This is a genomic window from Fictibacillus barbaricus (assembly GCF_014635025.1).
GTDB classification, from domain to species: Bacteria; Bacillota; Bacilli; order Bacillales; family Fictibacillaceae; genus Fictibacillus; species Fictibacillus barbaricus.
The window spans coordinates 254,616-267,572 of sequence record NZ_BMCE01000002.1 but is presented as its reverse complement, the minus strand read 5'-3'; the positions used below and the strand labels follow the sequence as shown (position 1 = coordinate 267,572).

Below are 12,957 nucleotides of genomic sequence, written 5' to 3'. Positions count from 1 at the left end.
TATTTTGGTCTCATTTCTAATAAAGAGAGGTTGATCGAATTGAAGAAAATTTTGATTATATCAGATACGCATATGCCAAAGAAAGGTACATTGATTCCTGAAGCAATCATCGCTATTTTAAAAAGCGGAGTAGACGTGATTCTCCACGCTGGTGACTGGACGAAAGAATTTGTTTACGAAGAATTATTGAAGTATGCTCCTGTGCATGGTGTAAAAGGAAATGTGGATACAGACATTTGGAGTAAAGAATTGCCGGAAAAAGTGATTTTACAATTGGAGGAAGTAAAGATCGCCATCGTACATGGTCATCTTGGGAAAGGAAGGTCGACACCTGAGAGAGCTTTCAGAGCTTGTGAAAAAGACGAAGTGGATCTGATCGTGTTTGGCCACTCTCATATACCTTTTCATGAAAAGAAAGGTAACAAGGTATTGTTCAATCCAGGCTCACCAACTGACAAAAGAAGACAAAAGCAGTTTTCTTTTGGTGTCGCGATAATTGATAGGTCGGCTGTTACATTAAAGCATCATTACTTCTCTTGATGAATGACAATTGTTAAAGAAGCCATAATAAGAAAATCATGAGTATGGAGGAATAATAGCATGCAGAATGGGGACAGCTTCTCTTTTGAAGCAAAAAATGGTGAGACGATAATACTTAGGCCTGTTGAAGAAAAAGATGCAGAAGACATAACCGCTCATGTAAAAGCGATCGTTAAAGCGGGAAGGTACCTGCAAAAAGAAAGACCTCGCTCTGTATCTGAAGAAATTGAATTCATTAAAGAGGTAAAAAACAAAGAGAATATGTATACAGCTGTGGAACGAAACGGTAAAGTTGTAGGAATTGCAAGAGTACTTAAAGGCGAACTGCAAATGAAAAGACATACTGGGGTTTTCAGAACGTGGATACATCCTGATGCCCAAGGACTTGGCATAGGGAAGGAATTACTGGCCTATACGCTCAGATGGGGAAAGTATATGAATTTACATAAATTATGGCTTACGGTTTTTTCAGGAAACGAAAAGGCAACAAAAGTATATGCCAAAGCAGGTTTTGTTATAGAAGGAAGACAAAGAAACCAAGTGATCATCGAAGGCGAATTTGAAGATGAGATCTTTATGGCTTATTTTTTTGATAAAATTGAGCAGTAATATTCGTTGAAGCGTGTTTAAACAGATAATCAATGGTGAAATCGCTATCATATATATGGTAAAGTGAATAGTGATACACTATTGAAGACAGGTGGAAACGATGAAATCAACTGAAAAAGAATTATTATACACAGAAAAACAGCGTTTGATCGGTTTATATGAAGTTTTTCATAAGTTGAAGAAACAAAAAGAAGAGGAACAATTGAGCAAACTTTTCCTAAAGGTAGCGAAGGAAGAGTTTGCTATAGCTTTTTGCGGCCATTTTTCTGCGGGAAAATCAAGCTTGATCAATGCCCTTTCAAATACAGGAATATTGCCCTCTTCTCCAATTCCAACAAGTGCAAACATCGTAAAAATGATCAAAGGAGACCAAAAGGCGGTTGTTCAGCTTAAGAATAAAGAAATCGTTACGTTTGAACATCCTTATGATGTAAACGAAATAAAAGCTCTATGTAAAGATTCAGACCTTGTGGAATCGATTGAAATTTATTATGAATCTAAAGACGAAGACATTAATATCGCTTATTATGATACACCAGGAATTGATTCCACAGACCCTGCTCATAAGAAGGCAACTGAAGATGTGATCTATCTAGCCGATCTAATCTTTTATGTGATGGATTATAACCATATTCTTTCTGAAACCAATATTGATTTTATACAATCTTTAATCGCTAGAGGGAAAGCTGTAAGATTGATCGTGAATCAAATTGATAAGCATCGCGAAGAAGAAATTAATTTTCATTCCTTTAAAGAAAACGTATTTAAAGAATTTCAATCCTTTGGAATACCTAAAGAGGACATCTTCTTTACAAGTGTAAAAAATCCGTCATTTTCTTATAATGACCTGCCAGCATTAATAGCTTATATCAAGAAAATAGAGATGAACAAAGATTCGATGCTGCTAAAACAAGTAAATAATCAACTGCAGTACTTTGTGAAGGACTTTATTGAAAAAAACGAAGAGGATAAACTAAGTTTTGATAAAGTAAATCAGAAGATCAACAGTCTAACCGACAAAAAAAATGAACTGTTACTAGTAACTGAAAAGAAAGAGCAAGCAAAAAAAGAAAGAGAAGAATCGATACGCAGCCACTTTATTAAGATGATAGATTCTGCACAGCTCATGCCTTATGAGACGAGAGAAAAAGCCGGTTTATTTATTGAATCTGCAAAAAAAGATTTTAAAGTGGGGCTGTTCTTTTCAAAGCATAAAACAGAACAAGAACGGAATCAAAGAACGATCGCTTTTCAAGAAACTTTGCAGCAATCTATTGATGCACAAATCAATTGGCATGCTCAAAATTATATGAACGCATTACAAAAAGAAATAGATTCGGAACTGTCAGATTGGCAGCCTGTAGAAGCGAAAGAAGAAACACTATATTCTTTTGTCCAATCCGGTTTATCTTCACAGGGGCAGGGTCTGCTAAACTACTGCAACAGTATTTCAAGTGAAATTAAAAGAATAGCTCGTCATCAGATGAGTGAGATTATTGCGTCTGTCATGAGCATGCTTGATCGTATGAACGAAGAAGAGCTCTTAAATATCCAAAGAACATCAAAACAGTACGAAAAAGAAATCGTACTCCTTATGGATGAAAAAGAAAAGGCAGCCGATTGGGAAGATCAGAAATTAGAACTTCATAGGATACTTTCTTCCGTTCAACCTCATCATTTTTCAATCGATGAATTTGAAAGGAAATTTCGCTCTGAATATCATACGATTTTAGTTGAAGAGTTCAAATCTAAATTTGAGGATCAGTCACGAAGTGAAGATTCAACTGTTGTGACATTGCCTGAGATCGAAGAGGCACGTACACTGCCAAAAACAACTTCACTTCAGAATGAAACAGAAAGACTTTCCAAAACGACAGCATTATTAAAGCCATTATCAGGTCTCTCTTATTTGGCAGAAGAGATGGATCAGCTAAGAGAACGATTAGATCAGCGGTCGTTTACCATGGTATTGTTCGGTGCTTTTTCAGCCGGGAAGTCGTCTTTTGCAAATGCGTTGTTTGGCGAACAAATCCTGCCATCATCACCTAATCCAACAACTGCTGCGATAAATGAGATCAGAAAACCTGTTCAGAATTATAAGCACGGTACAATAGTCATTGAAATGAAGACCAAACAAGAGATCGTGGATGAAGTGAACTTACTGTTAGAAACAAAGAGTGATGATCTAAAGGTTTTAGAGAGTGATACAAAAGGTGAAAAAAACGAAAAGATACAGTCGTATATCGCAGGATTTAATTGGGCGAATCAACATTTAGGCAAGCTGGTCCATTCAGATTTGTCTGAAATAGGGAAGTATGCGGCAGATGAAACCAAAGCTTGTTTTATAAAAAAAATTACCATCTACTATAGCTGTCCTTTAACAGATAAAGGTTTAGTATTAGTGGATACACCCGGAGCAAATTCCATACACTCCCGTCACACAGAAGTGGCGTTTGAATATATGAAGCATGCAGATATCATTATTTACCTTACCTATTTTAATCACGCTTTTTCCTATGCAGACAGGGAGTTCTTGATTCAATTAGGCAGAATAAAAGATACTTTTACTTCAGATAAGATGTTTTTTGCTATCAACGCTTCAGATTTGGCCGAGAATGAAGAGGATGAACGAGATGTAGTTCTTCATGTAAAGAATAATCTACAAACCTTTGGAATTAGAAATCCAAGGCTGTTTCCATTGTCTAGTAAAAACGAACTCTTACATCCAGAGAGAAGGAACAGCGGCTTTGACAAGTTTACTGAAAGTTTATTTCATTATATTGAGCATGATTTGGAGAGTGCAATGATCCGTAGCGCACAATCCTCGATCAATCATGCAAAGGCTATGATTGAAAATATAATGATCGAGACAGAACAGAGGATAGAGAAAGAAGATGAGTATTTAGAAACGCTGCACCAAAGAGAACGTTTTCTTCTTGAGTATTGTTCGAACCATGTATCGTTTTCCAAAAAACATTTTTATCAAGAACAAAAGGAACTGCTCTATTATATTAGACAAAGGGTTTTGATCCGTTATCATGATTTTTATAAAGAGACCATACATCCAGCAGCTGTTCAAAGCTCCAAGTCAGCTCTTCAGGCTTGTATTAAAGAGCTGTTCAGCAAGGTTTTACATGACCTGCATCAAGAGTTCAGAGCGTGCTCGTTAAGGTTAGATAAATGGATTCAAAAAAGCATAAAAGAGAAAGAAGATCGTATGATCTCAGAAGCAAGTGAAAAGGGAGTAAGTTTGCAGGAAACGGAAGACTTCAGCTCACTTTTCAAAACACCGACTTTTTCATTAAGCTTTGTAAGTAAACAAGATACCGATTATAAAGAATGGCTATCTTATTTTAAGACCCCAAAACAGTTCTTCGAGCAGAGCGGCTCGAATGATTTAAAAAATGCTCTTGTCGTAGAGATTGAAAAAGAAGTGGAACATTGGCTATCAGAAGCGGATAATGAATTGAGTAATCATTATGAAACGGCGATAGATGCAGCTATAGGCTACTCCAAAAGTCAATTAACAGACCAGATTTTGGTTTACTTTGAGGAGTTAAAGAAACCAGGAGATTTAGAAGGTAGAATTCAACAATTGCAAAAAGGTTTAAAACAATTGGAACAGATATAGAATAAAAAAAGTCCCTTTTATGATAAAAAAGGGACTTTTTTTACTATTTTTATAAAAGAGCTGCTTTGTTTTGCGATTGAAACAGTTCGACTGTTGCAAGATCAGAATCTGATGGATGGTGATACGATTCTTTATATTTTTCTGGTCCCTTACCAGTAATTATTATTACGCTGTTCGGAGGAGCTTCTTTCAATGCAAGAATGATGGCTTCAGTACGGTCTGCAATAACAATTGGCATTTGTGAAGTTTTCGGAATGGCTTCTTTTGTCTCGAGTACTAGCTGATCTCTATCTACACCGTTTAAGTCGTCAACGGTTAGGACCGTTTTAGTACTATATTCTAATGAAATACCGATCATCTCTTGACGTTTGGTAAGATCGCGATTTCCTCTAAAACCGAAAACATGATATAGAGGTCTGTTTCCGGCTTTCTTACTAGCTGCTTCAAGGACTTGTAACACACCATCAGGGGTGTGTGCATAATCAATGATCACTTCCGTTCCATTGTAAAGAGTAAGCTCCTCAAACCGGCCAGGGATTCCTTCAAAGGTTTTTAGATACTCGATCGAACTCTTTATCGGAATGCCATAATCTAGAGCTGCAGCAATCGCAGCGGTTGTATTAAGAGCATTATATTCGCCAGGAAGCGGGAGGGGGACTGTTACATGAAGGGTTTCATGGATTAAATTAAATGATTCTTTCCCTACATCTTCAATATAGAAATGATCAGATTTTCTCTTGCCATATGTCCAAACTTGAAGGTTATTATCTCTGCTCAGCTCTTCCCTTAAACGCTTGCCATACGTTCCCTCACTGCAAATAATAGCAGTTCCTTTATTTTTTAAATAAGAAAACAGTTTTGCTTTACAAAGATAATACGATTCCATCGTACCATGATAATCCAAGTGATCATGTGTTAAGTTTAGAAAGATCGCCTGGTCATAGGTTATACCTTCAATTCGTTTTTGTTCTAGCCCATGTGAGCTTACTTCCATAACAACAGCTTGGTCATCGCTTTCGTTTAACAGGTGCTGCAGGGTTACAGGATCGGGAGTAGTATGCGAGCTCTTTACAATATTAGAATTTATATAATGATGTACTGTGCCAAAAAGCGCTGTGGAAACACCGTGCGAAACAAGTAAATGCTGCAACAGAAAAGAAGTAGTCGTTTTACCGTTCGTTCCGGTTATGCCCGTCATCTTATGTTTTTTATACGGTTCGTCATAAAAATAGGAAGCTGCTAGGCTTAACAAGCGCTTTGTATCCTCAGCATAGAAGTAAAGACCTTTTCCGCTAATCTTCTGATACTCTCCGATAACTGCCGCTGCACCATTTTCAAATGCTTCTTGTATGTATTGATGACCATCCGCTTCAACACCAGAAATCGCAAAGAACAAATATCCCGGTTTTACTTTTTTAGAATGAGAAGCTATTCCAGTGATGACAGGATCATCTTCAATTGTGGCAGGTATATGCAAGTGGCTTAATAAAGCTTTTAACTTCACAAAAACGCATCCTTTAAATAAGTTATTTTTAGTGTTTTTCTAATTTTAGATCTTATACACGGACTAGAATTAACCGTAATCTATTTATGTAAACTATTCGAAAAAACTGCCCAATTTGAGGGCAGTTTATGTTAGAGAATTTATGAAGTTTTCCATACCATCCATACCCTTTTTTAACTGTTCCATTGATGCAGCGTACGAAATTCGAATATAACCTTCACCAAGAAAAGTAAACGCATCTCCAGGAACAACGGCAACTTCTTCACTTTGTAATAGTTGAAGTGCAAATTGATAAGACGATAGTCCATATTTTTTAATTGAAACAAAAAGATAAAACGCCCCATTCGGTTTTTCAAAAGTAATACCCATATTATTAAGACGGCTGCAACAGTATTCTAGGCGTTCTTTATATGCTGTTCGCATTTCTGCTGCATCATCTTTACCGTGTGTTAAAGCCTCAATAGCAGCAGCTTGGGAAATCGTGGATGCGCATGTCACATTATATTGATGAACTTTTAGTACATGCTGAAGAAGGTTTTGTGGCCCATATAAAAGTCCAATCCTCCAGCCAGTCATGCTATGAGATTTAGAAAGACCATTTATAACAAAGGTTTTTTCTCGCATGCCATCTAAAGATGCAATCGAAATATGCTTCGCATCGTATTTAAGTTCACTATAGATTTCGTCAGAAAGAACAAAAATGTCTCTATCCTTTAAAGATTCAGCAATATACTTTAATTCTTGTTCATCTAAGGCAACACCTGTTGGGTTAGAAGGTGAGGGGATGATGATAGCTTTTGTTTTTTCGGTAATATTCTTCTCAATCAGATCAGGTGTGATTTTAAACCCCGTTTTAGTCGTATCCATATAGATAGTATTCGCCCCGCATAATGTAATTACGGGCTCATACCCAGGATAAACAGGCGCAGGAAGTAAAACATCATCACCTTCACTTAAAATGGTACGCAAGGTTATATCAATGGCTTCACTTGCTCCTGTTGTAACGATTACTTCGGTTGCAGGGTCATATTCTAGATCATATTTCTCTTTTAAATACATAGAAGCTGCCTGCCTAAGTTCGGGATAGCCAGCATTATGAGAATAGATAGTCTGATTATTATGTATCGCACGTATAGCCGCTTCTTTAACATGAAGAGGAGTAGGGAAATCAGGCTGTCCTAATGTAAGGGACACTGCATTTGGAAATTGAGCTACTTCATTAAAAAATTTACGGATACCTGAAATCTGGATGGCTTTCGCCTTGTTGTTTAATAAATGTTCCACAAAAATTAACTTCCTTTCATCTTCCGCACATGAATTGCGATATGTATGCTGCCATTAGTTTAGCTTTAATTGATTTCTTAAGTCAATGGATTGATTTTCTTGTATGGTTTCTGGACTTTTTACAATACTAAAGATGTAATAGTACGGTTGTGGAGGAAATTATGGAAGAAAAGAAAAAGTGGGACTTACTAGCACTTGCATCTATTCCCCTTGTGATGACATTGGGCAATTCAATGCTTATACCCGTATTGCCTGAGATCGGCAAAGAGCTTAATATCAGCTCCTTCCAAGTGTCATTAATTATAACGGTATACTCAATTGTAGCCATTCTTTTAATACCTATTGCGGGTTATTTATCAGATCGATTAGGGCGAAAAAAAATAATTATCCCTAGTCTTTTTATAGCTGGCATTGGCGGATTAATCTCTGGATGGGCAGCTTGGCAAGCTGACAATGCATTTACATTAATTCTTATAGGACGATTTCTTCAAGGTGTTGGATCTTCAGGGGCAGCTCCCGTGGTTCTGCCGCTAGTAGGGGATATGTTTGATGACGAAGAACAAGTAAGCTCTGGGTTAGGGCTGATTGAGACTTCTAACACAATTGGTAAAGTATTGAGTCCAATATTGGGTGCTTTCTTGGCAACAATCATTTGGTTCTTACCTTTTTGGCTCATTCCGGTTTTTTGTTTTTTTTCTATTCTTTTAGTTCTTTTTTTAGTAAAAGTGCCTAAAAAAGAACAAGAAAAACAGCCAATTAAAGAGTACCTAAAAAACATTAAGCAAATTTTTCATAATGAGGGCAGATGGCTTTTCGCCATTTTTTTAATCGGTGGCATTATCATGTTTGTTTTATTTGGTATTTTGTTCTATCTCTCCACGATCTTAGAAGAAAAATATGGTGTTACGGGTATAATGAAAGGCCTGGTCATAGCGGTACCGTTATTGGCCTTATCTATCGCGTCCTATATTGCAGGGAAAAAGATCAAACAGAATAAATTGGTTATGAAGTGGTGTACTTTCTTATCCATGGTTCTTTTGGGCGGATCAGTATTTTTAATAACATTTACAGAGAACGTGTATTTTCTCTTGGGAGCTTTATTTGTAGCTGGTATTGGCATTGGAGCAGCATTGCCTAGTTTAGATGCACTCATCACAGAAGGAATAGAAAAAGAAGCGAGAGGAACCATTACTTCGATCTATAGTTCGATGAGATTTGTAGGTGTGGCTTTAGGCCCGCCAATCTATGCGGTTTTGATGAGATCTTCTCATGAGATCGTGTTTTATACATCGGCAGGTGTAAGTGTACTTGGTGCGATAGCCGCTTTTTTTGCTATCAAGCCAGAAAAAGAAAGAGGCGGGGGAGATGAGGAGGAAAAAGATCCTCAGAGCAGCAAAAAGTTAAAACCAGCACTGGAATAAAAAAAACAGCGGAAATCCCGCTGTTTTTTATTGCTCTATAAGAACGATCCTTGCAGGTGATGCATCCAAGCCTCGAATTTTAAGTGGTGCTGCAACCATTAAATATTCGCCTTCGGGAACGTCTTTTAATTGTAGCCCTTCAATAATGATGACATTGTTTTGGAAAAGCTGTTTATGTGTCGGATGATTCTCCTGAGCTCTTTCAACACCAAGTGCATCGATGCCTACACCAGCAACACCGATCTCAGTTAAAACTTTAGCAGCTTCACTGTTTACATATATAAAATCAAAGTTAAACCCAGAATCCCAAGAGTTTTTTGTTTTAAAGAGAACAAAATCATCCTTTTGGATATCCTTATCTGAAAGATCTTCTGCAGAAATAAATTCTTCAGAACGTGTAAGATCAATGACTTTAGCTTTTCTAACGAGTCTTTCGATAGGCAATGTTTCAATCGTGTCACCACCTGGGACCATGTGAAGCGGTGCATCTACATGAGTCCCTGTATGAACGTCCATTGCAATTCTTGTTTCTGTTACATGACCATTTTGTACGGTATTAAACTCAGGCTGTTTTTCAGGTTTGTTTTTATAAACAGGCATTCCTTCATAAATCGGTAACGAGACATCATATATCTTCATAACTAACATTCCTCTCGTACTTTAGTAGGTTCCCACCATGAGTGTCCATCGGCGGTCAACAATTGGTCTGCCTCTATAGGACCCATGCTGCCAGAGGTATATTCTGTTAGGAGTGAACCTGTGCCGCTTTGCCAAGCTTTTGTTATGCGATCAATAAACTCCCAGCTTAGTGCAACTTCATCCCAGCGAGTAAAGTATGTTGAGTTACCAAGAAGACAATCATGAAGTAGCTTTTCATATGCTTCTGGTGAATTCATCTCGGCAGTTGATTTATTGTTATACGTCATATCGATCGGTAATAGATCAGAAGTATCTCCCTTAGGTTTTGCGTTAAGAGTAAGGCTAACTCCTTCGTCAGGCTGTATATGAATTCTTAGAAGATTAGGCTGATACTTTTCTGTTTTTGCATGATAAAGCGCCATTGGACCCTGTTTGAATTGTATGACGATCTCAGTTGATTTCACAGCCATGCGTTTTCCTGTTCTAATGTAAAAAGGTACTCCTGTCCAACGGAAATTATCAATAAACAGTTTTGCAGCAACAAACGTTTCTGTTTTTGATTCTGGAGCTACATTTTCTTCTTGAAGGTAGCCAGGAACTTTTTCCCCTTTCATTTCCCCAGCTGAATATTGAGCACGGACTACATTTTGTTTCACTTCTTCTTCATTAAAGAAACGCAATGAACGAAGAACTTTAACTTTTTCGTCTCGTATATGTTCAGGCTTCAGCTCTCCTGGCGGTTCCATAGCAACCATCATAACCATTTGAAGCATGTGATTTTGAACCATATCCAACAGGGCACCTGATTTTTCATAATAAGCTGCTCTGTCTTCTACACCAAGCGTCTCACTCGATGTAATCTGAACGGAATCGATATATTTATTGTTCCAGATCGATTCAAAGATCGCATTGCCAAAACGGATGACTTGAATATTTTGAACCATTTCTTTACCAAGATAATGGTCTATACGATAAATATCGTCTTCATTAAAACATTGTTGGATTTCCTCATTTAACTTCGTGGCCGAAGGGAGGTCATGTCCGAATGGTTTTTCAATAACGATTCGCTGCCAGCCTTCTGTTCTCGTTATACCTTCTGATTTTAAGAAGGTTGGGATTGTGCCAAAAAATTTAGGTGCCATTGCTAGATAATAGAGACGGTTTCCATTTGTTTGATAATCTCTGTCAAGCACGTTCAAAAGCTCCTCAAGTTCATGGTAACTAGGTTCACTTGTTACATCCATCTTTAAGTAGTAGAAATGAGAAGCGAACTTTTGTACGATTTCACTTTTTGCACCTGGTGCATGTTCGTTTATAGCTGAAGCTACTTCAGCTTGAAAGTCATCATGAGAATATTCTTTTCTTGAAACACCTACAACAGAAAAGTTCTCTTTCATGTGTCCCTTTTGATACAATTGGTAAAGAGCAGGAAACAGTTTTCGGTGAGCAAGATCACCTGTCGCTCCAAATATAACAATGGAAGCGTTCGGTATACTATGTATCATTTTGTACCTCACTTCTTTCTCTCTTTTCTAATAGTTACAGTTTTCCCTAGAAGCAGTTAAAATAACGTATTACTTCTACATTAGGAGGTTTTATTATGTCCAATTTCGTAAGTCCTGAATGGGTAAACCAAAAAGTTAATCATGATGATGTTGTGATTTTCGATTGCAGATTTTCTTTAGCAGATCCATCAATCGGATATGAACTATATAAAGAAGATCATATCGAAGGGGCATTCTATGCAGATCTTGATCAACATCTCTCAGGGCCTGTCTTAACTCATGGCGGACGTCATCCATTACCTAACGTAAACATACTATCACAATTTTTGAGCCGCTGTGGAGTGGACTCCAAAAAAATTGTCGTCGCTTATGATGATCAGTCAGGAACAATGGCTTCAAGACTTTGGTGGCTGTTGAGATACCTTGGACATGATCATGTTTATGTTATGCAGGGCGGCTACACAAACTATAAAGAAAAAGGCTACACCATCTCAAGTAAAATGCCTGTAGAGGTTCATTCGCACTTTAAATCTAACGTTAATAGAGAGATGGTCGCAACAAAGAATGAAGTTAGTATGGTCACACAAACTAGAGATAAAGTGATCATCGATGCAAGAGAGCCAAAAAGGTATAAAGGATTGGTCGAACCGATCGATCATAAAGCAGGGCATATACCTTCAGCGATTAACGTTCCTTGGGAGTCACATTTCAATCAACCGGGATGGTGGAAGAGTGATATACAGCTTAAAGAGATGTATCAAACCCGAATAAGAGAGGATGAGAAAGCCATTGTTTATTGCGGTTCTGGTGTAACTGCTTGTGTGAACGTACTTGCAATGAATGAGGCGGGAATGAAGGACATAGCTTTATATGCAGGAAGCTGGAGCGATTGGATCAGTTATAGTGAAAATCCAATAGCAACCAACAAATAAAAAAACAAAAATTTCACGTACCGTACTAATTATATAAAATTTTAGGAGAAAAAAATGAAACAAAGTGATTTACATACCCATACGACCGCATCAGATGGAACATTTACACCTTCTGAAAATATTAGGCGAGCAATCGAAAAAGGATTAGGTGCTATTGCTATAACAGACCATGACACGATATTTGGTATAGAAGAAGCAATGGCAGAGGCGAGTCGATATAAACATTTTCAATGCATCCCTGGCATTGAGATTAGTACAATGTATAAAGGCCAAGATATTCATGTTCTGGGTTACTTCATTGATTATAAAGATGAAAGATTTCTTTCTGCCTTAACAAGCCTTACCTCTGTTCGAGATCAAAGAAATACAATGATCCTAAAAAAACTAAATGAACTTGGAATTAATATTGAAGAATCAGAGCTAGAAGCTAAACGACATGGAGAAGGAAACGTTGGAAGGGGGCATATCGCGGAGATTCTTATGGAAAAAGGAATCGTTAAATCTCTTCCAGAAGCATTTGACAAGTATTTAGGAAAGGGTAAAGCTGCCTATGCCATTCCAAAGCGTATTTCACCTGTAGAGGCTGTTGAAATCATAAAAAAGGCAAAGGGTGTACCTGTATTAGCCCATCCTGGAATTTATGAGGCTGATGAGCTCATTCCATTATTATGTGAGAATGGATTAGTAGGTTTAGAGTGCTGTCATCCTGATCATACAGAAGAACAGGTAATGTATTATGAAAATTTAGCAGAAAAGTATAAGCTGATCAAAACTGCTGGAAGCGATTTTCATGGTTTTCGCAACGGTGAAGTTTTTCATGGTGATCTTGGCAGTTGCAGTGTTCCGGTTAGTATAGTGGATCAGTTAAAGTTAAAAAGTTCTTCTAAATAAT

General features: G+C 37.5%; 10 protein-coding genes. 6 read left to right on the top strand and 4 right to left on the bottom strand.

Annotation, left to right across the window (positions count from 1 at the left end; genetic code table 11):
• The first annotated feature begins 39 nt into the window (after window positions 1-39).
• The 3 genes from IEV52_RS10655 to IEV52_RS10645 all read left to right on the top strand — a co-directional run bounded on the left by IEV52_RS10655 (window position 40) and on the right by IEV52_RS10645 (window position 4,780).
• Window positions 40-540, top strand: a complete 501-nt coding sequence (locus IEV52_RS10655; protein ID WP_188402538.1) for a metallophosphoesterase family protein — start codon at window positions 40-42, stop codon at window positions 538-540.
• Window positions 541-600: 60 nt separating this feature from the next.
• Entirely contained in the window at window positions 601-1,149 is a 549-nt protein-coding gene (locus tag IEV52_RS10650) for a GNAT family N-acetyltransferase (RefSeq protein WP_188402537.1), read from the top strand.
• A gap of 100 nt (window positions 1,150-1,249) precedes the next feature.
• Window positions 1,250-4,780 (top strand): dynamin family protein, encoded by a 3,531-nt coding sequence (locus IEV52_RS10645; RefSeq protein ID WP_188402536.1) that lies wholly within the window; start codon window positions 1,250-1,252, stop codon window positions 4,778-4,780.
• Between the two features lie 49 nt (window positions 4,781-4,829).
• Here IEV52_RS10645 and IEV52_RS10640 read toward each other — a convergent pair whose 3' ends face one another.
• Both IEV52_RS10640 and IEV52_RS10635 read right to left on the bottom strand, forming a co-directional pair.
• Window positions 4,830-6,284, bottom strand: coding sequence for a UDP-N-acetylmuramoyl-L-alanyl-D-glutamate--2,6-diaminopimelate ligase (locus IEV52_RS10640; RefSeq protein ID WP_188402535.1), 1,455 nt, complete (start codon window positions 6,282-6,284; stop codon window positions 4,830-4,832).
• Between the two features lie 126 nt (window positions 6,285-6,410).
• Entirely contained in the window at window positions 6,411-7,568 is a 1,158-nt protein-coding gene (locus IEV52_RS10635) for an aminotransferase A (protein ID WP_188402534.1), read from the bottom strand.
• 161 nt (window positions 7,569-7,729) lie between these two features.
• Between IEV52_RS10635 and bcbE the strand changes: the two genes are divergently transcribed.
• Window positions 7,730-8,989 (top strand): bacillibactin exporter BcbE, encoded by a 1,260-nt coding sequence (gene bcbE, locus IEV52_RS10630; RefSeq protein ID WP_188402533.1) that lies wholly within the window; start codon window positions 7,730-7,732, stop codon window positions 8,987-8,989.
• A 27-nt stretch (window positions 8,990-9,016) separates the two neighbouring features.
• Here bcbE and IEV52_RS10625 read toward each other — a convergent pair whose 3' ends face one another.
• Window positions 9,017-9,628 carry a cyclase family protein gene (locus tag IEV52_RS10625; RefSeq protein ID WP_188402532.1) on the bottom strand — a complete coding sequence of 204 codons (612 nt, stop codon included), beginning with the start codon at window positions 9,626-9,628 and terminating at the stop codon, window positions 9,017-9,019.
• Window positions 9,629-9,630: 2 nt separating this feature from the next.
• Window positions 9,631-11,133 (bottom strand): glucose-6-phosphate dehydrogenase, encoded by a 1,503-nt coding sequence (gene zwf / locus IEV52_RS10620; protein ID WP_188402531.1) that lies wholly within the window; start codon window positions 11,131-11,133, stop codon window positions 9,631-9,633.
• Window positions 11,134-11,228: 95 nt separating this feature from the next.
• Here zwf and IEV52_RS10615 point away from each other — a divergent pair, with 95 nt between their 5' ends.
• Window positions 11,229-12,065, top strand: coding sequence for a sulfurtransferase (locus IEV52_RS10615; protein ID WP_188402530.1), 837 nt, complete (start codon window positions 11,229-11,231; stop codon window positions 12,063-12,065).
• Window positions 12,066-12,119: 54 nt separating this feature from the next.
• Window positions 12,120-12,956, top strand: a complete 837-nt coding sequence (locus IEV52_RS10610) for a PHP domain-containing protein (protein WP_188402529.1) — start codon at window positions 12,120-12,122, stop codon at window positions 12,954-12,956.
• Window position 12,957 lies beyond the last annotated feature (1 nt).

Excerpts from the sequence above, each read along its gene's own strand:
- IEV52_RS10650 (WP_188402537.1), top strand. The coding sequence starts at position 601 with ATGCAGAATGGGGACAGCTTCTCTTTTGAAGCAAAAAATGGTGAGACG.
- IEV52_RS10645 (WP_188402536.1), top strand. The coding sequence starts at position 1,250 with ATGAAATCAACTGAAAAAGAATTATTATACACAGAAAAACAGCGTTTG.
- bcbE (WP_188402533.1), top strand. The coding sequence starts at position 7,730 with ATGGAAGAAAAGAAAAAGTGGGACTTACTAGCACTTGCATCTATTCCC.
- IEV52_RS10625 (WP_188402532.1), bottom strand. The coding sequence starts at position 9,628 with ATGAAGATATATGATGTCTCGTTACCGATTTATGAAGGAATGCCTGTT.
- zwf (WP_188402531.1), bottom strand. The coding sequence starts at position 11,133 with ATGATACATAGTATACCGAACGCTTCCATTGTTATATTTGGAGCGACA.
- IEV52_RS10615 (WP_188402530.1), top strand. The coding sequence starts at position 11,229 with ATGTCCAATTTCGTAAGTCCTGAATGGGTAAACCAAAAAGTTAATCAT.
- IEV52_RS10610 (WP_188402529.1), top strand. The coding sequence starts at position 12,120 with ATGAAACAAAGTGATTTACATACCCATACGACCGCATCAGATGGAACA.